The sequence below is a fragment of the Campylobacter felis genome (genome assembly GCF_030250085.1).
Classification (GTDB): domain Bacteria; phylum Campylobacterota; class Campylobacteria; order Campylobacterales; family Campylobacteraceae; genus Campylobacter_D; species Campylobacter_D upsaliensis.
Genome location: NZ_JANURX010000015.1, coordinates 14709 through 36261, shown reverse-complemented (window position 1 = coordinate 36261; position 21553 = coordinate 14709). Strand labels below are relative to the sequence as shown.

The window sequence follows — 21553 nt, the reverse complement described above, 5'->3', positions numbered from 1 at the left end:
AATTTAACGAACATTTTTTTATAACAAGGAGAAAAAAATGAAAAAATCACTCGCTTTGGTTCTTATAAGTTCCACATTTTTATTTGGAGCTGGTGGGATAGATAAAGTTAATACTTTTTTGCAGAATTTAAGCACAGCTTTCTATGCTATTGGCGTATTTATACTTACTATTGCAATTATGTGGGGTGGTTCTAAAATAATGTTTCAAGGACAAACACTTAGAGAGGTTGCTCCTATTTTTATCGGTGGTATTCTTTTTGGTTCGGCTTCGGCACTTGCTGGTTATTTTATTTCATAACTTGCAACAGGATTAAAAATGCAGAAAAATCCACTTTTTAAGGGCTTAACTCGTCCTCCTATGATTTTTGGTGTTCCTATGACACCTCTTGTTATGGCAATGGGAGGCATTTTATTGCTTGCGTTTTATAGTCAAAATATCTTTTTAATTGCTTTTGCAATTCCTGTATTTTTCATTATGAAAGCAATGACAAAAAGAGATGATTTTATTTTCCGCTTGATGTTTTTAAAGATGAGATTTTTCTCTAATCCCACTTCTAAGAATTATTATAAGGTTAAAACATATAGCACAAATTCTTATAGACAAATGCCAAAAAACTCAAATTTCCCAAAAATATCAGTTTTTGGACTGAACGCAGAACCTAGTTTTGAAAAGCTTATTCCCTTTTCATCTTTAATTAGTGATTCTGTGGTGATTACAAAAGATTATTTTTTGATGACAACTTGGGAAGTTGGTGGAATTAGTTTTGAAGCTGAGGAAGATGATGAATTGGATATGAAAAATGATCTTTTAAATATGTTATTTAAATCTTTCGCAAATGAGCCTGTAAGTTTTTATTTTCATAATTGTAGATATTCTATTGAAGATAAATTGACTTCAAAATTTAACAATGCTTTTTTAGAAGAGATTGATAAAAAATATTATGAATCTTTCAAACAGGGAACGCTTAGAAAAAATTCTTTATATCTAACCCTAATTTTTAATCCCTTAAAGGTAAAAATTGAAAAAACAACATTTCTAAAAAGCTCTTTTGAAAGCAAAAGAAAGGCAATTAGCTTATTTTTAATTAAATTTAGTGAATTTACCGATAGATTAGAAGCGAATATCAAAGATTTTAATCCAAAACGATTAAAAACATATTTAAAAGATGATAAAACTTACTCAAAACAATTAGAGTTTTACAACTATCTACTCGGTGGAAAAATTAATCCTGTAAGAGTCTTAAAAGCTCCCATACATCAATATTTAAATGGCAATCTACAAAACATACAATTTGGACACGAAACTATTCAAATTAATAGCAATGATGGTGTAAAAAGATTTGCTAGATGTATTGAAATTAAAGATTATACAAATGAAACTTTTTCGGGTATTTTAGATATTTTGATGTATTTAGATATTGAATATATCATCACTCAAAGCTTTTCACCTATTCCTAGAATAGACGCAAAATCCGCAATATCTAGACAAAAAAAGCAGCTCATAGCAACTGAAGATGATGGATTTTCGCAAGTAGAGCAAATTGATGAAGCTTTAGATCAGCTCACAAATGGGGAGATTTCTTTTGGAAAATACCATTTTTCAATTCTTGTTTATGGAGATAGCTTAAAGGAGTGTAAAGATAATGCAAATCAAGTCATTACAAAGATGAATGAATTAGGATTTGCAGTAACACTAGCAAACATTGCCCTAAGTGCAACTTTCTTTTCGCAACTACCATCAAATTTTGCCATACGCCCAAGAATTAATCTTATTTCATCGCTTAATTATTCCTCATTAATAGCTTTACATAATTTTTCTATGGGGAAAAGAGATAAAAATTGCTGGGGTGATGCTGTAAGCATACTCAAAACTCCTAATAAACAGCCTTATTATTTTAACTTTCATCAAAACTCTGGAGTTAATAAAAATGATTTTGGAGAGCTATTTTTAGCAAATACCTTAATATTAGGTCAAAGTGGCGGTGGTAAAACCGTGTTTATGAATTTTATCGTCAATCAAATGCTTAAATATGCAAATAAAGACACTTTCCCTGATGATATACCACAAGAAAACAGAAAATTTACAGCCATTTACTTGGATAAAGATAAAGGAGCTTTAGGCAATATTTTATGTGCAGGTGGCAGATATATTAGCATTGAAAATGGCAAGCCCACAGGATTTAATCCTTTTATGGTTGAAAGCACACAAGAAAATATAAGACAACTCCAAACCCTAATGAAGCTTTTAGTTACTAGAAATAATGAAATCCTTACAACTAGAGAAGAGGAAATGCTTAATAATGCAGTCAATTCTCTTATGAAAGGCTTTGAAAAGGAGGAGAGAAAATATCCTATCTCTTTGCTACTTGAAAATTTAACAGAAAATGTAGATGATGACAATTCTCTAAAATCAAGATTAGCACTTTTTAAAAAAGGCAAACAATTTGGCTGGGTATTTGATAATGAATTTGACAATTTAGACTTCCCCGATGAAATTAATCTATTTGGCATTGATGGCACAGAATTCCTTGATGATAAAGATGTATCAGGGATACTTAGCTATTACATTCTTTGGCGTGTGATGAGTTTAGCAGATGGTAGAAGACTTTGTATTGATATAGATGAGGCTTGGAAGTGGCTTGAAAATGACATCGTGCAAGAAGAAGTTAAAAATAAATTTAAAACCATTAGAAAACAAAATGGCTTTCTAAGATTAGCAACGCAAAGCGTGGAAGACTTTTTAAAACTTAAAAACGCAACAACACTTATAGAACAATCCGCAACAATGGTATTTTTACCTAATCCAAAAGCTAAAGAAGAAGAATATGTAAAAGGAATAGGCTTAAGCTATGATGAGTATATGATTATTAAAGGGTTTAAACCCTCAAAAAGACAATTTTTAATCAAAAGACAAGATGAAAAAGTTATTTGCACTTTGGATTTAAGCTCTTTAGGCAATGAGAATTTAAAAATTCTCTCCACAGGAACAGCTCATATAGACACCATAGAAAAAATATTTGCACAAAATCATAAAAGCCTTGATGAGAAAGTGGCAGAGCTTAAAGAATTTTATAGGAATTCATAGGGGTTATAAATGAGAGATAAAAAACTAAGACAAGAGATTTTAGCCTTAGAAAATGAAGTCAAAGAGCTTGAAAAAACTCTTGGTGCGATTAAGCAAAGACTACTTAATCTTAAAGACCTCGCTTGGGATAAACAAAGCAAAAAAGAAAGCTCTAGTATGTATAAGGTGCTAAAAGAGGATAAAACACATACTATGGTTAAAAGTGAGCTAGGGGACATTAAGGTTGATAAAGATTTTATGGAGAAAGAAATCACTAAGCACCTTGATAATCCAAATTTAAGAGGTATGGTAACAACTAAAGAAATGCTTTCTTTTCCTAAGGTGGCTAAGGGCGTGAAGGCAGAGTATGATGAAAGGTATCAAGGATATAGCTGGAGAGTAAAGGCAAATGATGGAAGCATTTTAAACTATGGCGAAAGAGATTATGGAAATGGGCATAGATTATTAACAGCACATTCAAAGACAGGAAGGGACGAACGGGGTCAGCTTCGCCGAGAGTTTAACGACCGCAATTTTCACAATCCTGCTGATGAAATTATACCACAGCAAGACAAATTCGCAAAGGATTTTAAATCAAAACTTAAAGAATTTAACGCCAAAAACAAAACTCAAACTCAAATCAATATAAAGGAGTTGAAACGATGAATGTGGTTATTAATAAACAAGAAGTGCAATTTAGCACTCAAGATAATCAAACTTTTTGCACAAGTTTAGATGTAGCTAGGGTTTTTGGAAAGCAACATAAACATATACTAGTAAGCATTGAACGCATTTTAAGCGATTTACGAGAAATAGGGGCTTCCAACGAAATGCTCAATTTTCGGCAGGTCGTAAGAACCTCGCAAACAACGAACCCTAAAAATGGAAAGATAGTTAATAGAAAAATGCCTATGTATAATCTAACCAGAGATGGTTTTTCACTTTTAGCAATGGGCTTTACAGGAAAAACTGCACTACAATGGAAAATCGCTTTTTTAAATGCCTTTAATGAAATGGAAAGACTTCTAAAAAAAGAACTTTTAAATCCTAATAAATACATTATAGATTTAATGGCACTTGTGCAACCAAATTTGCCTCAAAGTGATTACAAAATTAGTGTAATTATAACAGATAAACCGCACTCTAAAGAAGCTAAAAATATTTTTTCTTTGGATTATCTTGTTGATAATCGCACACCAAAAGACCCAAAGAATTCGCAATGAGTGATAAAGAATTAGAAATTTTTGAGCTTTGTGAAAGATTAGTAGATCTTTTAGGAGATAAAGAAGCTGTTGCGGATTTACAAATTTTACTAGACAGACACCCTGAAATGTTTCAAAACAAAGAACAGGTTGCCAACTTAATCAAAAAAGTTATCAATGACCCTGAAATCATTATCAATAATCCAACTCCAAAAAGTGAAAAAGACTACATTGCAGGGAAAAAACTAAACGAAAAGAAAATGGGTGAAGTAGGGATTCGAAAAGATGAAAATATCAGCAAGATTTTTCACGCTAACGAAAAAAGATTGAAAAATTTAGAATTAATGGCAAAGAAAGATGTAGTAGCCGATGGTAGGAACGCCCACACCTCCTACACTCAAGCCCAAAGTCTTGACGGGCGACTGGTTCAAAAGAACATTTCATCGACTGCTAATGAAATTATACCACAACAAGACAAATCCGCAAAGGATTTTAAATCAAAACTTAAAGAATTTAACACCAAAAACAAAACTCAAACTCAAATCAATATAAAGGAGTTGAAACGATGAAAATATATTACTCAAATAAAAAGGAGCTAAACAATGAATAATATCAATTTAATCGGCTATTTGGGCAAAGATTTTGAAGTAGGTAATACAAGTGGAGGAAAACTTTATGCAAAAAATTCTCTTGCTATCACTAAGCGTTGGAAAAATGAAAAAGGCAATGATGAAAGTAGCACGACTTGGATACCTATTGTCTTATTTGGCAAGAGTGCAGAAAGTGCTTCTATGTATATCAAAAAAGGCTCTCAATTTGCGTGTAGTGGAGAATTATCATCTAGTCAATACACCGATGAACAAGGAAATGTTAAAACAACACTAAGCGTTATCGTGTCTAAATTCTATTGGTTAGGCAAAAAAGATAGAGAAACTCCACAAGAAATACAAAATCCACCAAAAGAACCAAGCGTTGAATATGAACACCAAGCCGTTAATGTGGAATCTGAAGAAATTCCATTTTAAACATAAAAAAAGGAGTTATATCTATGGAAAATTTAAGCGTTGAAGAGTTGGCAGACAAAATGGGAGCTTTAAATTATGAAAAGCTAATCAAAGCTTTGTTTTTATTTGAAAAAAACTCTTCAATGGAAAAACTCACCGCAAATCAAAAGCGAATTGTTTTAGATGAAGCGTATCAATTTTATATGGATAATAAATATATATCTTCTTTTTTACAAGAGGATATTAATCAAATTTTAGAAGATTCCATTGATAAAGAGCTTTCAAAAAAACAAGAAAAAACACTAGAAAGGTAATAAAATGAAAAAAACATTAAATACAAGCAAAACAACAGGGATTAAAAAATCCCTCATCGCTCTTACTTCCTTATTAGTTTTGCCTAACTTAGCATTTAGTGCAGGTATTCCTGTGGTAGATACGACCGCAAATCAACAAATGGCTACACAAAATGCTAAACAAGTTGCAGAGTGGGCTAAAGAAGCCACAAGATGGACTGAAACCGTATCGCACTATCAAAAACAAATCCAAGCCTATAAAGACGAACTTTTATCAAAAACAGGCATTAGAGATTCTGTGGCTTTTGTGAAAGATATAAAAAAAATCTATTCAGATTTTGCGGAAGCTGGAGAAAACATTCAATCCTTTTACAATGATGTTCTAAGAGACCCACAAGAATTTTTAAGCGATAAAGGTAATGAAATTTTTGGCAAATATACAAGTTTTGATAGATGTAATTTTGACTATATGAGTCAAAGTGAAAAAAATATCTGCAAAATGGATTTAATCACCTATGCTGCTCAAGTAGAAACCTACAATCAAGCCTCAAAGCAAATGGATACCATTAGTCAAACGCTTAAAAAATTGCAAGAGCGATTAGTCAATTCAAAGGACATTAAAGAAAGCACTGATGTGGGCAATGCTATTCAACTAGAGGTTGCAAAAATACAAATGGTAAAAAATCAAGTTGATTTAGCTAATGCAAGCTATGAAAATCAAAGAAATATCAAAAAAGATTTAGCAATGCAGGAATACTCAAAATCACTTCAGAAGCCGAGAGAAAGTGCTATGGAGTTTTTCAAAAATCAAAATGCAAATGATAAATAATGAAAGATCTTTTTCAAACTCTGGGTCTAAGTATAGAACAAATTATTAATGCCATTAGACAAACAGGAACAAGCGATAAGATTGCTGAACTTATGGTGTTGTTTTCTATCATCATCACCCTAGTCATTATGTATAAAGGCTATGAGGTGTTAATGGGTAAAAGTCAAAGTCCTATTAGAGAGCTTACTTGGGATATAGCAGGAAAGCTTTTAGTTATTACCTTTGCTTTAAATCTTGGAGGTTGGTTAGATTTAGTTATTGGTGCAATGGATGGAATTTATGAGTGGGCTGGTGGGGGAGCACAAATGTATCAAAACCTAGATCAAATGTTTGCAAAAACCTCACAATTAACAAATGCAATATGGGCTAAAGCAAGTGGATTTGATACTATTTTGGCTGTTGTAGCAATGTGTCTTTGTTATATAGGATTTTGTATTGCTGTTATTCCAACACTCTCTATCTTAATTGTTACAACTTTTACACAAACCCTGCTTGTAATTTCTGCTCCTATAGTATTTTGGCTTTTAATCTTTAAAGCTACTAGAAATGTCTTTACACAATGGATAGGGCTTTTATTATCAAATACTCTTGTGCTTTTACTTGTTGGCTTGTTTTTAAAAACCTTTATGAATCAAATGTCATCTTGGATTAACTATTTTTCACAGGCAACCTACGCAGGAGACGATGTATTAGGAACAAGCATTTTCTATGTCATTGCCTCTTTGATACTAGTTATTATGATTTATTCTGCAAAAATCTTTGCTGAAAAAGTTGCAAATGTATCAATGGATGGTGCTATGGGTGGTGCGATGAGTTCTGTTTTAAGTCCTGCTGGTCAATTAGCTATGAAACCTGCAGGTAAGGCTGCTGGAATGGCTATGAATTATGGTAAAGCTGGTGGAAAATTAGCAACTAAAGGTGCTTGGGCTGTGGGTAAGGGTTTAGGTAAGGGTGGTTATAGTTTAGCTAAAAAAATGTATGAAAGGGCTAGAAATGAAGCGTAAATTTCAATTTGTTTTTATTTTGTTTTTTGGTGTTTTGATGTTGAGTGCTTGTAGTGCTAAACATCAGGGTAGATATGATGATTTTTTCAGCGATAAAAAAGGTTGGATACCTGTTAATTCGCAAAATCAAGACTTAAATAAAGGTAATGCAAATGAAAAATGATTTTAATACAGCATTAGATTACGAAGCAAGTTTTAGATATTTGATAGAGCAAAGCAACAAAAGAGCGTGGCTTATCTCTTTTGTTGCAATCTTTATAGCCTCTCTTTCTCTTATTGCTGTTGTGTTATTAACACCTTTAAAAACCATAGAGCCTTATGTAATAAGGGTAGATAACACCACAGGTATGGTGGATATTTTAACTCTGCTTGATGAAAAAGAAATCACGCAAAATGAAGCATTGGATAAATACTTTATCTCCCAATACATTAAAGCTAGAGAGGGTTATTATTACGAGCTTTTAAACCAAGATTATTTACTCACCCAATTAATGAGTTCAGAAAATGTTGCAAATGAGTATAGGGCTTTGTATGAGGGAGATAATGCAAGAGACCAAATTTTAAAAAACTCTAATGAAGTAAGCGTGCAAATTTTAAGTGTTGTTTTAGGAGAAAGCAATGGAGTTAAAACTTCAACAATAAGAGCAAACATTACTACAAAAAATCTATCCAGTAGAGGCACATCACAAGCTACAAAAGTCATCACCTTAAGTTATGACTACACGCTAGGAAAAGCTAGTGAAGAAAATAGACTATTAAATCCACTAGGATTTAAAGTTTTAACATACAGAATTGATAATGAGGTAGAAAAATGAAAAAGATAATTTTAGCAAGTTTATTATTAGGTAATTTCGTTTGGGCTTTGAATGTCCCAAAAACTTCTACATTTGATAAAAGAATCGCTTATGCGGTTTATAATGCCGATGATGTTTTTCAAATTAATTCTAAAAATGGCTATGTAAGTGTTTTAGAATTTGGTGTTGATGAAAGAATTATCAATACTGCCACAGGATTTGCTGAAGGTTGGGACTTAACTCAAAAAGACAATTTATTATTTATCAAACCTAAAGCTTACAAAACGCAATTAGTTCATCAAGATGAAAATAGCACAGCAGAACAACAAAGCTCACAAGAATTTGTTGTAGATCCTAATCCTTATGATTGGAAAACAAATCTAATTGTCATCACAAATTTAAATACCTATGTATTTGATTTAAAATTAGTCGCTAATAATAAAAATACAACTTATAAACTTAGCTTCTCCTATCCTCAAAAAGATTTACAAGCAACCAAAGAATTATTAGAAGCTGTGGAACAAGAAAATATACGCACGGATTTAGATAAAAATACCATTCCTAGAAATTGGGATTTTTATATGAAAGTCAATAAAGGCAGTGAGGATATAAGTCCAAATTTTGCGTATGATGATGGTGTTTTTACCTATTTAGGTTTTGATAATACTAAAACCTTTCCTGCTGTTTTTATGTATGAAAATGGCAAAGAAAGCATTTTAAACACTCATATTAAAAAAGACGGCAACTATGAAGTTTTAGTGATACAAAAAACCACAAAACAAATTTTATTAAGAAGTGGGGATAAGGTCGTAGGAATTTTTAATCGTGGATACGCAAAAAATCCTTTGAGAAAAACAAGAGAAACTTCTAATGAAAATATTCAAAGAGAAATTAATAAAAAATAAGGGGTAAATTATGCAAAATAAAGAGCAAGATAGCTTAGAAAATGACTTTGATAGCCACACAAGCGAATTGAGTGAGCAAAAAAATCATCTCAAAAAGATACAAGCTTATACAATCTTTGCTATTGGCGGTTTATTGCTCATCATTTTAATTGTTTATTTCTTAAAATCATTTTCATCAAATAATCAAAGTGTTGAAGAAACACCAAAGGAAGAAAATAAAGATTTAGCTCAAAGCGTTAAGGCTAAAGAATTTGTTCCACCTCCTCCACAAAAGACATTTGACGAGCTTATCGCTAACACACCACAACAAGAACAGCCTTTAATGCTTGAGCCAAAACCTCCAAAGCCTAGAATTGTAAAAGGTGCAGGAGTTACGGTCATTGCTTCAACTAATAGCGGAGGATTTGATGGAGGCAATGCTGGCAATAACAGAGAGTTTGGAGAGAAACCAAATACCTTATTTGAATTTGGGCAAAATGGTGCTTTGCAAAATTCTAATAATTTGCAAGGTGGAGGAGAATTTACAGGTGAAGTTTTCACTCCTACAATTGCTAAAGTGAGTGAGTTTGACCAAAATCTTCTTTTGTCTAAAGGAACTTATATTGGCTGTGCTTTAAAAACAAGGCTTGTTAGCTCTATTAAAGGAGGGATTGCCTGCATAGTATCTAATGATGTTTATTCTGCAAATGGCAACACACTTTTAATTGAAAAAGGTAGCACTATTACAGGAACATTTAATGCGGGTCAAATGGATGATGGTATGGATAGACTTTTTGTTATTTGGCAAGAAATTAGAACACCTAATAATATTATTATTCCTGTATATTCTGGAGCTACTGATGAGCTAGGTGCTAGTGGAATGCAAGGCTGGGTGGATCATCACTATTTAAAACGATTTGGTTCTGCCATTTTACTTTCAATGATTGATGATGGTATGGCAATACTAGCTGACCAATTAAGCAAAAACAATAAAAATGGCAATAACTACTACAATTATAGTGAGAATACAAGGGAAAATGTCGGTGAAATCGCTAACACTGCTTTAGAAAAAATGATTGATATTAAGCCAACTCTTTATAAAAATCACGGCGATTTAGTTGGCGTTTATGTCAATAGAGATATTGATTTTTCAAAGGTTTATAAACTTACAAGGAAAAAGAATGTCAATCACCCTAGATAAATATACAAATCAATATTTTGGAGAATTTTTAAAAGATGATTCTATCAATGAAATTTGTTACAACGGCGATGATAAAGTATGGCTACAAAATTCTAAAGGATTATGGGAAGCTATACCTAGTAAGCTTGACTTTGAAAAAGCTGGACATTTTGCAACTGCGGCTGCTGCTTTTAAAAAAGACAAAATAGATGTTTCTCGTCCTATTCTTAGTTGTATTTTAGTAGGTGGAGAGCGTATGCAAATCGTTATCCCACCTGCTACTAAAAGTGAACATATTTCAATCACCATTAGAAAACCTAGCAAAACTCGCTTTAAAATGCAAAATCATATTGAAAGCGGACTTTTTGAGGATTTAAATCCTAATGATACAAACCCTATCAAACCTAGCGATGCAGAACTCATTAAGCTTTATAAAGAAAAAGATTATCAAAGCTTCATCTCTAAGGCTGTAAGCTATGGTAAAAACATCATCATTGCTGGAGAAACAGGGAGTGGAAAAACTACCTTTATGAAAACACTAATTGATTTTATCAGTCTTGATGATAGGATTATTACGATTGAAGATGTGGAAGAAATCAAATTTTACGAACATAAAAACTTCGTGCAATTATTTTATCCAAGTGAAGCAAAAAGCACGGATTTTTTAAATTCTGCAACGCTTTTAAAGTCCTGCTTAAGAATGAAACCTGATAGGATTTTATTAGCAGAGCTTAGAGGTGCTGAAACTTATGATTTTATCAATGTTTTAGCAAGTGGTCACGGAGGGAGTATCACAAGTTGCCACGCAGGAAGCCCTGAAGAAACATTTACACGACTTGCCTTAATGACTTTACAAAACCCACAAGGTCAATGTGTGCCTTTTGAAATTATCCAAAAAACACTGAAAGATTTGATTGATATTGTCGTTCATATCCACGCCCATCACGGAAAAAGGCGTATTAGTGGAATTTATTTTAAAGAGATAGAGAATATCAAGTAAAGGGATAAATATGTCTATGTGGAAAATTAACAGGCAAGAAACAGAAGCAACAAACACAAATCTTGTAAATATAAATAATAAAAAAGTGGAATTTACTACCAAAAATAATCAAATATTTTGCACCAGCTTAGATATAGCTAGAGTATTTGAAAAAAGACATACTCATATTTTAGATATCATTAAAAACTATTTAAATGATGGAGATATGAAAGAATTTAACCAGCCGAATTTTCGGCTGGTTAATTATAAAGACCTAAAAGGCGAACTTAGACCAGCCTATGAAGTGTCTCGTGATGGTTTTTCATTTATTGCAATGGGTTTAACAGGTAAAAAAGCAAATAAATGGAAAGTTTCTTTTATTAATGCCTTTAATAAAATGGAGCAAGTTATCACGCAAGAAATACATAGTCCTAATAAATATCTTACAGAAATAATGAGTGAGCTTTATAAAAGACTTCCGCAAGAAGATTTTAGTGTTGATATTACACTTAAAGATAGAAATCAGAACAATCAAATAATTTATTCTCATCATTATGAAGTTGGTGGCAAACCAAGAGATCCAATGGTGAGTAAAAATAAAGAATTTTTTGAAAATAATTTTATAGCACAACAAGACAAATCTACAAAGGATTTTAAATCAAAACTTAAAGAATTTAACACCAAAAATAATGCAAACAAAACTATCAAAAATAAAGACTTGGAGAAATAAAATGAATAAAGAAAAACGAGGCATTTATAATGTAAGTTTTAATGAAAAAAACTCAACTCCTATTAATGCAGAGCTTGAAGCTATTGAAAATGCCATTATAGATTATGTCGTGCATTATGTTAAGGGTTGGCACAATGAAAGAAGAGATAAGGGTAGAGGTGCAGAGCATATTAGACTTCACTTAGAAAAAGGTAGTGAGGGAGAAATTAGCTTAGAAGAATTATTAAATCTTGGCAACTCCATAAGAGAATATTTAAAAATATTTAAAGAACCCTATAAAGATAGTAACGATGCTAGAGTTTATGAATGGGAAAATAATGAAAGTGTGCGTTTTAGAATTGTAACGGACACAAATTATAAACTAATCAAAGGGGAGGGTCACTCGAATACGCCACTATCCCCCTCTGATGAGATAATTATAACCTTTTACTCTGATAGAAATCTTAATAAACAAATGGAATTTAAAAATCCTAAAGTAGCAAAATACTATGCAAATCAAACAAAAAATTTTAAATCAAAATTAACAGAATTTAACACCAAAAATAATGCAAACAAAACTATCAAAAATAAAGACTTGGAGAAATAAATGCAAAACAATAAAAGCCTTCAAATTATTTTTCTTATTCTAGTAGGTTTCATTTTTACCTATTTACTAACTCCTATTGTTTTCTTTGTTTTGAACAAAGTAAAAATAATGAAAGCGATTGAAATCTATAACATTAACTTCACTTTACAGGCAGTCGCTAATCATTATCCAAAAATATGGCTTTCTTTGGGTATCACTTTCGCATTTTGCTTGTTTGCTTTGACTCTTTTGGTGTTTTCCTTAAAAACCAAAAAATCTCAATTTGGCGAAGCTAGATTTGCTAATTTTAATGAAATTAAAAAAATGAATTTATTTGGAGATAAGGGCATTATTATTGGAAAATATAAGGGAAAATTATTAAGATTTGGGGGTCAGCAATTTGTAGCTTTAGGGGCTCCTACAAGAAGTGGTAAGGGTGTGGGTATTGTGATACCAAATTTATTAGAATGGCAAGAAAGTGCTGTGGTGCAAGATATTAAGCAAGAATGCTTTGATTACACCAGTAAATATAGAAAAGAAATCTTAGGACAAGAAGTTTATCTTTTTAATCCATTTTCAAGACAAACACACCGCTACAATCCTTTAACCTACATTGATATGAATGATAAAGAGCATTGCGATAGTCAATTAATGGATTTAGGCAATATCCTTTATCCACTTGATGGAGATTCCACTTCAAAATTTTTCAATGGATTGGCTCAAAATCTATTCATAGGACTTTGTTATTTATGGCGTGATTTGCAACTTAGTAACAATGGAAAAGATTTTCAAAAAGCTTTTAATGTAGATGTAGGAGAATTTAACTTTTACAATATCTTACAACTCTCAAAAGGTTTAACTCTTAAAAATGAGGAAAATAATATTAGAGGCTTTGATGATACATACAATTTTTTAGTCTATTGTGAAATTTTAGATGAAGCTACCATAAGACGCTTAGAAACTTATTTTAATATCAGCTCAGACGCAACTAAATCGGGCGTAATGAGTTCTTTTAATGCTCCTCTTGTGCCATTTGAAAGTGAAACTCTAAGATTAAGCACAGAAACAAGTGATTTTGATTTAAGAGATTTACGCAAAAAGAAAATGACAATTTATATAGGAATTACGCCTGATCAATTAGCAAATGCTGGATTTATTTTAAATATATTTTGGTCGCAACTTATTCTACTAAATACTAAAGAATTACCACAAAGCAATAAAGAATTAAAATACACCTGCTTAATGGTTATGGACGAATTTACTGCACCTGGTAGAATTCCTATCTATCAATCTGCTGTAAGCTTTATGGCTGGATATTGGCTACGCTCTTTAATGATTTATCAATCCAACTCACAACTTGAAACGCAACAGCCTTTAGGTTATGGAAAAGAGGGAGCTAAAACACTTTTAACAAATCACGCTTGTCAAATTTTTTATGCACCAAGAGAACAAGAAGACGCAGAAGCTATTTCTAGGATTTTAGGAAATACCACTTTTAAAACAAGCTCAAGAAGTATTAATACAAGTGGTAATGGTGGTGGCTCAAGAAGTATTAGTGAAGCAAGTAGAGCTTTAATGTTACCGCAAGAGCTAAGAGAAATGGCTTTTGAAAACGAGTTGATTACTATTGATAGTGGCAAACCCATCTTATGCAATAAAGCATTTTACTATTCAGATTCTTATTTTATGGATAAATTTAAAGCTGTTTCAAAAAGCTTATCAACAATAAGAAAAATTCCAACAAGAGAACAATTAGAAAATGCGATCTTAAAAGGAGAATGCAAAGTAAAAATTCAAATTATAGGAGAAAACAATGAAAAAAATGTCGCTTAGTTTAGCTGTAATTGCTTCATTAGTAGTTGGGTGTTCTGCCCCGCAACCAAAAAAATTAGATAATGGTTCTATTTTAACTATTAACACTTCCATTTTGGAAAAACAATATAACTTTGTTCCAAAAGATAATTTTTTAAGCTCACAAAATTGGACTTATCAAATCATCGCTGAAAAGAAATCAGAAAAAGATGACTTTATCAAAAATGAGCTTATAACGAAAACTTTTTTATTAGCTCACAATGCTAGTAGAATGATTTTAGTCGGTAGAGAAGATTTGATACAAGCCTACAAGGAATATTTTATCAAAAATCAAGTCATTATCCCTATTGAATTACAACCTATCAATCCTTATGAAGAGGATTACAACAAGGTTAGTATTTTATTTTTTAACAAAATTAAAGGAGAGTAAAAAATGAAAAAAGTTCTTTTATCTATCTTAGCTTTTGGTGTTGTATCCTCTAATGCAATAGAATTAGAAATGCTAACAGGAGATACTAGATTAGCGTGCGAGGCAATGCTTTGTCTAGCAAGTCCTACTCAACCAGCAGAATGTAGTGCCTCTTTAGCAAGATATTTTAGCATACATTTTAAAAAGCCGTGGAAAACTATTAATGCTAGAAAAGCTTTTTTAAATCTTTGCCCCATAGGAGATGCAGATAGTGAAATGCTTAAATATAAAAACGAAATTTTAGCAAACCTAGATGGAGCTTGTAGCGTAGAAGCGTTGAATCAGCGTATTGAAAAAACCTTATTGAGAGTTGAACAATTTTGCGAGAGTAGTGGAGCTGGAGATGGCACTTCGTGTAAAAATGTAAATATTTATGGCTTTAGAATCAATCCACAATTAACAAATTCTTGCAGATTGCTATCTTCATCAAAATATACAGATTATCATTTAAAATACACTTGCAACAATAAATTTTACGAACAAGAAGAATGGCAAAGAGGCTATGAATTAAAGGAAATCTCGCAAGAAATTTACAATGCCTTACCTGTATCGCAAAGAGAGCAAGGAGAAAAATTAACAGAAATTAGCAGATATGAATTTATAAAATTGCCTCAAAATCAAAGAAAACAAATTGGGTTTAAATATTACAAAATTAATATTGCTTATTATCAAAAAATGGCTATCAAAAAAGAATGTTGGGTTAATGAGAAATAATGATGAACGAGATTAATTCTAACGAAAATCTTTTTGAAATTGTCAATAATGAGCAAGAAATATCTGCGACTAATTACAATGAGTTATTACAAAAATTTGCCAATATTATGAAAGAAATTAATGCCAAAATTCATATTGGCAAACAAAACTCGCAAAGCAATACAGAAGATGGCATTTTTAAAGATTTAGAAAATAATTATATAGAGCTAAATAATACGCATTTGGCTCTTGTTTCTTATTTTACAAATCCTCCAAACGATGAGGAAAAAGAACTCATCAGCAAAACAGCCTCCATAAGAAAGACTATGGAAGATTTTGCAAAATTTGCTAATGAAATTCAAAAAATATCATTAGATGAAAAATTAGAAAAATATAATGAACAGATTAATCAATTTTGCGAGATAGTGGAATATAAACTTTCTCATAATGCACAAAACTACAATGACTTTCTTGATAGCTTTATCAAAGATGGCAAAGATAAGCTTAATATTTTCTCGCAAATATTTACAAAAATGATAAAGAATACAAAATCATTTCTTATATTTTTTAGCTTTACAACAATTGGACTTGGTATAACGCTTGGTATTCTGCTATTTCTTATTTATACAAAAAATACAGAACTTGAAAATTTACAAAAAAGAGTAAGCGTAATCACTCAAGGCTTGGCAACAATCTCCGTTAATGAAGACGATAAAAGCCTCACCTTGAGCTTTGCAAAAAAACAAAAAACTATTCTTACGGAAAATAAAAATAGTATTCAAATCACACTACAAGGAGGTGAATGAACGGAGGAATTATATATAAAAATTGCAAAAAACAAAAAATTTTTAAGGAGATAAAAATGGCATTTGGAAGATTAGTTAATGATAAGATTGTTATTGATACAAACAATGCTTTAAACTACAAAAACAAGGAGGGTGATATTCAGCAAAGAAAAGTGGATACTGCTTTGATTGATGTGATTAAAGAAGCAGGACAAGTTGCGGCAATGGAACACGGTGCTGTGCTTTTTTCTGCAAAGATTAATAATGAGTGGAAAAACTATTTTGTTAATAGAGATGAAAAAACTCATAATATCGTCTTAAAACCTACTAATTCACAAAATAGAGATGATTTTATCTACATCAACTCTAATGTCAATGAGCAAGGTTATTTTTACTACACTATTAATCAAAAGAGAGAATCCGCAAAAGAATTAATTGAGGGAGTTGGGATTACAGAACACCAAAATCAAGATGGCTCTAAAAGTCATTATCTGGAAACTAATGTGAGACTCTACAACGAGGAGCTAAAAAGCGAACTCAAAGAAAAAGGCAAAGAGTTTGTAGCTGTAATTTCAAATGCAGGTTTTGAAGTTGTTAATGAAGCTGAAATGAAAGCACAAAAACAAAAGCAACAAATGCAGCAAACCCAAGAGATTAAAGAGCCTGAAAAAAAGCAAGATAAAGGCTTAGAAAGATGATATACACACCCTTATGGGTGTGTATTTATAATAATTATTGTAATATAAAATATATTTATAATTAATAATATATAACATAAATAACTATTATATTCTAATAATTATTTATGTTATCCAGTAATAAAGAAAGGTAAAAAATGAGATTATTTATAGCAGAAAAACCTGAACTTGGTAGAGCCATTGCGGAAGGACTAGAAGGAAGTTATAAAAGTGGCGAAGGCTACATACAAAAAGGAAATGACATTATTACTTGGGCTTTTGGGCATATTTTAGAACTTGCTAAACCTGAAGAATATGATGAAAAATATAAGCTGTGGAAACTTGAGGACTTGCCACTACCCATTAAAGAATTTAAATATTTACCTAAGAAAGATAGCAGAAAACAGCTCAAAATCATCTGTGATTTAATCCATAGCGATAAAATCGCTTCTATTGTAAATTGTGGGGATGCAGATGATGAGGGACAAATCTTAGTCGATGAAATTATTCAGTATTCTAAAAGCTCCAAACCTGTCTTTAGAGTTTTAATTAATGACTTAACTCCAAAAGCAGTCAAAGAAGAAATAGCAAAAATTAAATCTAACGCAGATTTTAAAGGTATGAGCGAAAGAGGCTTTGCGAGAAGTCAAGCTGATTGGATAGTAGGAATTAATCTTACAAGGGCTTACACCATCATTGCTAGACAAAACAATTTCGAGGGTATCTTAAGTGTAGGAAGAGTGCAAACTCCTATTTTAGGACTTGTAGTTGCTAGAGATAAAGAATTTGAAAGTTTTAAAAGCATCGATTATTATTCCTTACTTGGAAATTTTGAAATTAACAATCATACAATTCAAGCACGATTAAAGACGGAAGAAAAAATTACAGATGAAAATCTAGCTAAAGAAATTAAAAATATGTGCGAAAATCAAAATGCAAAAATAAATGTAAAAATAGAAAATAAAAAAGAATATCCGCCACTACCCTATAATTTACTTATTTTACAGGCAGAGTGTGCAAAATTTTTTGGATTTAGCCCCGACAAAACCCTACAAATCACACAATCCTTAAGAGAAAAACATAAAGCAATTACTTACAATAGGTCAGATTGTCAGTATCTTCCTGAAACAATCTTTGAAGAAGCTCCACAAATTTTAAATTCCATAAAAACAAATTTAAATAATGATGAGATTGAAGCTCTCATCGCTGGTAGTGATACAAAAATAAAAAGCAAAGCTTTTAATGATGAGAACATTTCAGCACATTATGGAATCATTCCTACTCAAAACAAGATTTCATCACAATTAAGCAAAGATGAATCAGTCGTTTATGATTTAATTTCTAAAAGATTTATCATTCAATTTTTTCAGCCTAGAGAATATCAAACCACCACAATTAATTTAGAAATCAATCAAAAAATTTTTACCGCAACACAAAGCAAAACAACAAAAAGCGGTTTTAGAAGTCTATGGAAAAATATTGATACCGATAAAGAAGAGGAGCTTGATAGTGATAAAAACGAATATGATTTATCTAGCTTAAAAGATAATGATAATGCAAAATGTGCTTTGGTGCAGATTGAAAAGAAGCAAACAAAACCTCGCCCTTATTACACTATGACAACATTACTTAAAGATTTAAATAGTGTCGCAAAATATGTAAGCGATGAAAAAATTAAAAAATTACTGATGGAAAAAGATAAAGACAAAAAAGGAGAAAGCGGAGGTATAGGCACACCTGCTACAAGGTCAAATCACATAAAAACCCTTATTGAAAGAGAATATATAGAGGTAAGCAAAGATAAAAAGCAAGTTGTTAAATCTACGCAAAAAGGTAGGGATTTAATCGCACTTTCTCCAAAAGCTCTTACTACACCTGATATGACAGCTTTATGGTTTGAACAACAAAAAATGATAGAGGCACAAGAGCTTACAAGAGGGCAATTTTTAGAGGAAGTAACAAAAGAAGTCATCGGTGAAATTCAAAGAATTAGCAATAACAAAGATTTTAAAATCTTAGAAGATAAAAATCAGCAAAAAATTCAATGTCCGCAATGCGATAAAGGCTATCTAATAAAACGCAAGGGAAAATATGGAGATTTTTGGGGGTGTAGTGAATACAAGGAGGGTTGTAAGGCTATATATCCTGATAATAAAGGCAAACCAAATTTTGAAACAAAACAAAACAATAGCGACACTACATATAAATGTCCGCAATGTGATAAAGGATTCTTGCAGAGAATGAAAAGTAAAAATGGTAAAAGCTGGTGGTGGGGCTGTAATGAATTTAAACAAGGCTGTAAGGCTATGTATTATGATGATAATGGAAAACCTAAAATATAATTTATTATAAATATATTTTATTATATAATATTTACTAATATATATTAATATTATACGAAAATTATTTAATCACAACAAGGATAAACAATGACAAAGCACGAAGATAAATATTATGAAAACATTAACTATAAGCTCTGCATAGCAATGCTTGTTTTTATAATTTTTCTTTTTTGTTGCGGACTTTATTATTTAGACGAACAACCTGTTGCAATTTTGCTTCTTTGTATATTGCCTGTGAGTTGTTATATCTATATTGAACTGCTATTTGGTAGATATAGACTTAAATTAAAAAAGCAAAATAAAGATACAAAATACATAGAGCGATTTGCCATAATTGGTAGTGTTGCACTTGTATTTTGTATGTATATCTCAATAATAATTGCTATGGCAAAAAACTGAAAGGAGAAAAATGAAATTAAAAGATTTTGATTTTAGGATACACGATAAAGAAAAAGCAAGGAATTATCTTTACTATTTTGACCCTAAAAAATTTATGGAAAAAATGCTAATAGATACTTCGCTTTATGAAACTTTAGAACTTGAGCTGTGGAGCGGTGTTTGTGATAAGAGAGGATTTAGGATTTATGAGGGTGATGTTATAGAGTGTAAGGCAAAAATTGCAGGGCTTTATAAAAAAGTAAGGGGAAGCATTATTTTCAAAGATAGGTGTTTTTATGTTTTGGTGAATAAAGATATTTATGAGTTAAATACTTTATCAAATATTAAATTACTAGGCAATATCCACGAGAAAAAAGAATTATTAAATCATTAAAGAAAGGAGTGAAAAATGCACCATTATTTTAAAGACAAAATGGAAACTTGGGGGGGTAAATTAGTGCGTTTAAATAGAGATTGTGAAACAGGTTTATATGTTTTTAAAAAGGGAACATTAATGCGGGTTTGGTCTGCTAATAATGTAAGAATTATGCTTAGAACTTTGCCTTGCGAAGCTTGTAAGATTGAGGCTAGTATGACAATAAAAGGTAAAAAGAAAGATTACCAGCTTTATTTTGATTTTGTAGAGGAAAAGGATTGAAATGAAAAAAATGTATGAACTATATTCAAAGAATTTTATATGTTTTATTACAAGAAAAACTTTTAGATGATGGGCTATACAAATGAACAAACAAGAAAAAGCAAAAGAAAGAAAGGCTAAACGCTATGCTCTTTTAAAAGAAGCAAAAGAGCGTAAAAGAAAGATGAAAATCAAAACAGGGCTTAAGATTAGAAAGATGAAAGAAAAGCCTTTAAAAATACCTATAATATAAAGATAAGCAAAATCTACTTTTAGCATACATATCTTTAAATAATTATTAGTATATTTTATAATATATTAATAAATAATAGTATATAATGTTATACAAATAAATTTAAAGGTTAAATGATGATTATATCTATCATAAATAAGAAAGGCGGGGTCGGCAAAACCCCTTTTGCTTTTTCTATTGCTAAAGATTTAGGATATTTTTTACAAAGCAATGATAATTCTATTATTGAAAAAATTTATCCTGAGAAAGCAAAAATTCTACCAACGCCAAAAAAAATAGATAATTGCGTTTATGATTTTGGCGGTTTTGTGGAAAAAGGTGTATTGAGTATTGTCAAAGAGAGCGATGTTATTATTATTCCTTGCACAAGCAATTATAATTCTTTACTTAGAACACTAGAAACTTTAAATGAAATAGGTAATGATGATAGAGTTTGTATCTTAGTTACAGATTACAGGGACGAAAAAGAAAAAAAACAAATTTGTGAAACTCTTGAAAGTAATTTTACAGATTTAAATCTTTTCTTTTTCAAATTTTCAAAAATCATTGAAAATTCTATGAGTAGTGGAGCTTCTTTTACTGAACTCTACAATGAAAATAATCTTTCAAGGTTAAGCTATACAAATTTCTTTAATGAATACCAAAGACTTCTACATTTTATTAAAAAGGAAAAAGCATAATGGAAAAAAAGCCTTTTACAATTGATGAAGCTTTAAAATCTGAAACAAGCTCTCAAAAAACTTACAAAAAAGCAGAGAAAAAATCATCTGGTAGAAAAACAATTGATAAAGAATTAAGAAGAGAACATATGGTCGTTTGCAGACTCAATCAAAAAGAATATGAAACGCTAAAGAAATTGATGGAGTTAGAATTTAATACTGAATCAAGCATCTACATAAGAAAACTAATCTTAAAGGAGGCTAAGGCTTTAAATATTAATGAATAATGCTAAAATATCCTTGCAAAAAAACAAAAATTA

Annotated in this window: 28 protein-coding genes; all 28 read left to right on the top strand. The window is 31.0% G+C overall.

Features of this window, described 5'->3' with window-relative positions:
* Positions 1-37 precede the first annotated feature (37 nt).
* The 28 genes from NYG92_RS07800 to NYG92_RS07665 all read left to right on the top strand — a co-directional run bounded on the left by NYG92_RS07800 (position 38) and on the right by NYG92_RS07665 (position 21520).
* Entirely contained in the window at positions 38-298 is a 261-nt protein-coding gene (locus NYG92_RS07800; protein WP_006803299.1) for a TrbC/VirB2 family protein, read from the top strand.
* A gap of 18 nt (positions 299-316) precedes the next feature.
* A complete protein-coding gene (locus tag NYG92_RS07795; RefSeq protein WP_289234035.1) occupies positions 317-3085 on the top strand; it encodes a VirB4 family type IV secretion/conjugal transfer ATPase in 2769 nt (922 codons plus the stop codon).
* 9 nt (positions 3086-3094) lie between these two features.
* Positions 3095-3730, top strand: a complete 636-nt coding sequence (locus tag NYG92_RS07790; protein WP_289234034.1) for a hypothetical protein — start codon at positions 3095-3097, stop codon at positions 3728-3730.
* On the top strand, positions 3727-4287 hold the full coding sequence (locus tag NYG92_RS07785; RefSeq protein WP_006803302.1) for a Rha family transcriptional regulator: 561 nt from the start codon (positions 3727-3729) through the stop codon (positions 4285-4287). The genes NYG92_RS07790 and NYG92_RS07785 overlap by 4 nt, the downstream gene beginning before the upstream one ends.
* The gene (locus NYG92_RS07780; RefSeq protein WP_006803303.1) at positions 4284-4835 is read left to right on the top strand and encodes a hypothetical protein; all 552 of its coding nucleotides are present in this window, start codon (positions 4284-4286) and stop codon (positions 4833-4835) included. Before NYG92_RS07785 ends, NYG92_RS07780 begins: the two co-directional genes overlap by 4 nt.
* A gap of 33 nt (positions 4836-4868) precedes the next feature.
* Positions 4869-5291, top strand: a complete 423-nt coding sequence (locus NYG92_RS07775; protein ID WP_099460824.1) for a single-stranded DNA-binding protein — start codon at positions 4869-4871, stop codon at positions 5289-5291.
* Positions 5292-5314: 23 nt separating this feature from the next.
* Complete coding sequence (locus tag NYG92_RS07770; RefSeq protein WP_006803305.1) at positions 5315-5584, top strand: hypothetical protein; 270 nt, start codon at positions 5315-5317, stop codon at positions 5582-5584.
* Between the two features lie 4 nt (positions 5585-5588).
* The gene (locus NYG92_RS07765; protein ID WP_289234033.1) at positions 5589-6392 is read left to right on the top strand and encodes a type IV secretion system protein; all 804 of its coding nucleotides are present in this window, start codon (positions 5589-5591) and stop codon (positions 6390-6392) included.
* Positions 6392-7396 carry a TrbL/VirB6 family protein gene (locus NYG92_RS07760; RefSeq protein WP_289234032.1) on the top strand — a complete coding sequence of 335 codons (1005 nt, stop codon included), beginning with the start codon at positions 6392-6394 and terminating at the stop codon, positions 7394-7396. Before NYG92_RS07765 ends, NYG92_RS07760 begins: the two co-directional genes overlap by 1 nt.
* Positions 7386-7559 carry a hypothetical protein gene (locus NYG92_RS07755; protein WP_289234031.1) on the top strand — a complete coding sequence of 58 codons (174 nt, stop codon included), beginning with the start codon at positions 7386-7388 and terminating at the stop codon, positions 7557-7559. Before NYG92_RS07760 ends, NYG92_RS07755 begins: the two co-directional genes overlap by 11 nt.
* Positions 7549-8211, top strand: a complete 663-nt coding sequence (locus NYG92_RS07750) for a VirB8 family type IV secretion system protein (protein ID WP_099507586.1) — start codon at positions 7549-7551, stop codon at positions 8209-8211. Before NYG92_RS07755 ends, NYG92_RS07750 begins: the two co-directional genes overlap by 11 nt.
* On the top strand, positions 8208-9095 hold the full coding sequence (gene virB9, locus NYG92_RS07745) for a P-type conjugative transfer protein VirB9 (protein ID WP_099507585.1): 888 nt from the start codon (positions 8208-8210) through the stop codon (positions 9093-9095). Before NYG92_RS07750 ends, virB9 begins: the two co-directional genes overlap by 4 nt.
* Before the next feature lie 10 nt (positions 9096-9105).
* A complete protein-coding gene (gene virB10, locus NYG92_RS07740) occupies positions 9106-10275 on the top strand; it encodes a type IV secretion system protein VirB10 (RefSeq protein ID WP_220518685.1) in 1170 nt (389 codons plus the stop codon).
* On the top strand, positions 10256-11254 hold the full coding sequence (virB11, locus tag NYG92_RS07735) for a P-type DNA transfer ATPase VirB11 (protein ID WP_213315951.1): 999 nt from the start codon (positions 10256-10258) through the stop codon (positions 11252-11254). The genes virB10 and virB11 overlap by 20 nt, the downstream gene beginning before the upstream one ends.
* A 10-nt stretch (positions 11255-11264) precedes the next feature.
* Complete coding sequence (locus NYG92_RS07730) at positions 11265-11963, top strand: Rha family transcriptional regulator (protein ID WP_289234030.1); 699 nt, start codon at positions 11265-11267, stop codon at positions 11961-11963.
* A 1-nt stretch (position 11964) separates the two neighbouring features.
* Positions 11965-12549 carry a hypothetical protein gene (locus tag NYG92_RS07725; RefSeq protein ID WP_006803313.1) on the top strand — a complete coding sequence of 195 codons (585 nt, stop codon included), beginning with the start codon at positions 11965-11967 and terminating at the stop codon, positions 12547-12549.
* Positions 12550-14361 (top strand): type IV secretory system conjugative DNA transfer family protein, encoded by a 1812-nt coding sequence (locus NYG92_RS07720; protein ID WP_289234029.1) that lies wholly within the window; start codon positions 12550-12552, stop codon positions 14359-14361.
* Positions 14342-14770, top strand: coding sequence for a cag pathogenicity island Cag12 family protein (locus tag NYG92_RS07715; RefSeq protein ID WP_199374622.1), 429 nt, complete (start codon positions 14342-14344; stop codon positions 14768-14770). The genes NYG92_RS07720 and NYG92_RS07715 overlap by 20 nt, the downstream gene beginning before the upstream one ends.
* A 3-nt stretch (positions 14771-14773) precedes the next feature.
* Positions 14774-15523 (top strand): TrbM/KikA/MpfK family conjugal transfer protein, encoded by a 750-nt coding sequence (locus tag NYG92_RS07710; RefSeq protein WP_006803316.1) that lies wholly within the window; start codon positions 14774-14776, stop codon positions 15521-15523.
* On the top strand, positions 15523-16308 hold the full coding sequence (locus NYG92_RS07705) for a hypothetical protein (protein ID WP_006803317.1): 786 nt from the start codon (positions 15523-15525) through the stop codon (positions 16306-16308). The genes NYG92_RS07710 and NYG92_RS07705 overlap by 1 nt, the downstream gene beginning before the upstream one ends.
* Positions 16309-16364: 56 nt before the next feature.
* The gene (locus NYG92_RS07700; protein ID WP_006803318.1) at positions 16365-16985 is read left to right on the top strand and encodes a hypothetical protein; all 621 of its coding nucleotides are present in this window, start codon (positions 16365-16367) and stop codon (positions 16983-16985) included.
* 137 nt (positions 16986-17122) lie between these two features.
* A complete protein-coding gene (locus NYG92_RS07695) occupies positions 17123-19306 on the top strand; it encodes a DNA topoisomerase 3 (RefSeq protein WP_289234028.1) in 2184 nt (727 codons plus the stop codon).
* Positions 19307-19393: 87 nt separating this feature from the next.
* Positions 19394-19705 (top strand): hypothetical protein, encoded by a 312-nt coding sequence (locus NYG92_RS07690; RefSeq protein WP_099460831.1) that lies wholly within the window; start codon positions 19394-19396, stop codon positions 19703-19705.
* A 10-nt stretch (positions 19706-19715) separates the two neighbouring features.
* On the top strand, positions 19716-20078 hold the full coding sequence (locus NYG92_RS07685; RefSeq protein WP_289234027.1) for a YopX family protein: 363 nt from the start codon (positions 19716-19718) through the stop codon (positions 20076-20078).
* Between the two features lie 15 nt (positions 20079-20093).
* Positions 20094-20342: a hypothetical protein gene (locus tag NYG92_RS07680; RefSeq protein WP_224198580.1), complete on the top strand. Its 249-nt coding sequence runs from the start codon at positions 20094-20096 to the stop codon at positions 20340-20342.
* Between the two features lie 82 nt (positions 20343-20424).
* Positions 20425-20574: a hypothetical protein gene (locus tag NYG92_RS07675; protein ID WP_180753157.1), complete on the top strand. Its 150-nt coding sequence runs from the start codon at positions 20425-20427 to the stop codon at positions 20572-20574.
* A 116-nt stretch (positions 20575-20690) separates the two neighbouring features.
* Positions 20691-21254 (top strand): P-loop NTPase family protein, encoded by a 564-nt coding sequence (locus tag NYG92_RS07670; RefSeq protein WP_257433485.1) that lies wholly within the window; start codon positions 20691-20693, stop codon positions 21252-21254.
* A complete protein-coding gene (locus NYG92_RS07665) occupies positions 21254-21520 on the top strand; it encodes a hypothetical protein (RefSeq protein ID WP_270962366.1) in 267 nt (88 codons plus the stop codon). The genes NYG92_RS07670 and NYG92_RS07665 overlap by 1 nt, the downstream gene beginning before the upstream one ends.
* Positions 21521-21553 lie beyond the last annotated feature (33 nt).

Excerpts from the sequence above, each read along its gene's own strand:
- NYG92_RS07770 (WP_006803305.1), top strand. The coding sequence starts at position 5,315 with ATGGAAAATTTAAGCGTTGAAGAGTTGGCAGACAAAATGGGAGCTTTA.
- NYG92_RS07760 (WP_289234032.1), top strand. The coding sequence starts at position 6,392 with ATGAAAGATCTTTTTCAAACTCTGGGTCTAAGTATAGAACAAATTATT.
- virB9 (WP_099507585.1), top strand. The coding sequence starts at position 8,208 with ATGAAAAAGATAATTTTAGCAAGTTTATTATTAGGTAATTTCGTTTGG.
- NYG92_RS07725 (WP_006803313.1), top strand. The coding sequence starts at position 11,965 with ATGAATAAAGAAAAACGAGGCATTTATAATGTAAGTTTTAATGAAAAA.
- NYG92_RS07680 (WP_224198580.1), top strand. The coding sequence starts at position 20,094 with ATGCACCATTATTTTAAAGACAAAATGGAAACTTGGGGGGGTAAATTA.
- NYG92_RS07750 (WP_099507586.1), top strand. The coding sequence starts at position 7,549 with ATGAAAAATGATTTTAATACAGCATTAGATTACGAAGCAAGTTTTAGA.
- NYG92_RS07785 (WP_006803302.1), top strand. The coding sequence starts at position 3,727 with ATGAATGTGGTTATTAATAAACAAGAAGTGCAATTTAGCACTCAAGAT.
- NYG92_RS07775 (WP_099460824.1), top strand. The coding sequence starts at position 4,869 with ATGAATAATATCAATTTAATCGGCTATTTGGGCAAAGATTTTGAAGTA.
- NYG92_RS07665 (WP_270962366.1), top strand. The coding sequence starts at position 21,254 with ATGGAAAAAAAGCCTTTTACAATTGATGAAGCTTTAAAATCTGAAACA.
- virB11 (WP_213315951.1), top strand. The coding sequence starts at position 10,256 with ATGTCAATCACCCTAGATAAATATACAAATCAATATTTTGGAGAATTT.
- NYG92_RS07675 (WP_180753157.1), top strand. The coding sequence starts at position 20,425 with ATGAACAAACAAGAAAAAGCAAAAGAAAGAAAGGCTAAACGCTATGCT.
- virB10 (WP_220518685.1), top strand. The coding sequence starts at position 9,106 with ATGCAAAATAAAGAGCAAGATAGCTTAGAAAATGACTTTGATAGCCAC.
- NYG92_RS07800 (WP_006803299.1), top strand. The coding sequence starts at position 38 with ATGAAAAAATCACTCGCTTTGGTTCTTATAAGTTCCACATTTTTATTT.
- NYG92_RS07685 (WP_289234027.1), top strand. The coding sequence starts at position 19,716 with ATGAAATTAAAAGATTTTGATTTTAGGATACACGATAAAGAAAAAGCA.
- NYG92_RS07730 (WP_289234030.1), top strand. The coding sequence starts at position 11,265 with ATGTCTATGTGGAAAATTAACAGGCAAGAAACAGAAGCAACAAACACA.
- NYG92_RS07670 (WP_257433485.1), top strand. The coding sequence starts at position 20,691 with ATGATTATATCTATCATAAATAAGAAAGGCGGGGTCGGCAAAACCCCT.
- NYG92_RS07690 (WP_099460831.1), top strand. The coding sequence starts at position 19,394 with ATGACAAAGCACGAAGATAAATATTATGAAAACATTAACTATAAGCTC.
- NYG92_RS07695 (WP_289234028.1), top strand. The coding sequence starts at position 17,123 with ATGAGATTATTTATAGCAGAAAAACCTGAACTTGGTAGAGCCATTGCG.
- NYG92_RS07790 (WP_289234034.1), top strand. The coding sequence starts at position 3,095 with ATGAGAGATAAAAAACTAAGACAAGAGATTTTAGCCTTAGAAAATGAA.
- NYG92_RS07755 (WP_289234031.1), top strand. The coding sequence starts at position 7,386 with ATGAAGCGTAAATTTCAATTTGTTTTTATTTTGTTTTTTGGTGTTTTG.
- NYG92_RS07710 (WP_006803316.1), top strand. The coding sequence starts at position 14,774 with ATGAAAAAAGTTCTTTTATCTATCTTAGCTTTTGGTGTTGTATCCTCT.
- NYG92_RS07700 (WP_006803318.1), top strand. The coding sequence starts at position 16,365 with ATGGCATTTGGAAGATTAGTTAATGATAAGATTGTTATTGATACAAAC.
- NYG92_RS07705 (WP_006803317.1), top strand. The coding sequence starts at position 15,523 with ATGATGAACGAGATTAATTCTAACGAAAATCTTTTTGAAATTGTCAAT.
- NYG92_RS07780 (WP_006803303.1), top strand. The coding sequence starts at position 4,284 with ATGAGTGATAAAGAATTAGAAATTTTTGAGCTTTGTGAAAGATTAGTA.
- NYG92_RS07720 (WP_289234029.1), top strand. The coding sequence starts at position 12,550 with ATGCAAAACAATAAAAGCCTTCAAATTATTTTTCTTATTCTAGTAGGT.
- NYG92_RS07715 (WP_199374622.1), top strand. The coding sequence starts at position 14,342 with ATGAAAAAAATGTCGCTTAGTTTAGCTGTAATTGCTTCATTAGTAGTT.
- NYG92_RS07795 (WP_289234035.1), top strand. The coding sequence starts at position 317 with ATGCAGAAAAATCCACTTTTTAAGGGCTTAACTCGTCCTCCTATGATT.
- NYG92_RS07765 (WP_289234033.1), top strand. The coding sequence starts at position 5,589 with ATGAAAAAAACATTAAATACAAGCAAAACAACAGGGATTAAAAAATCC.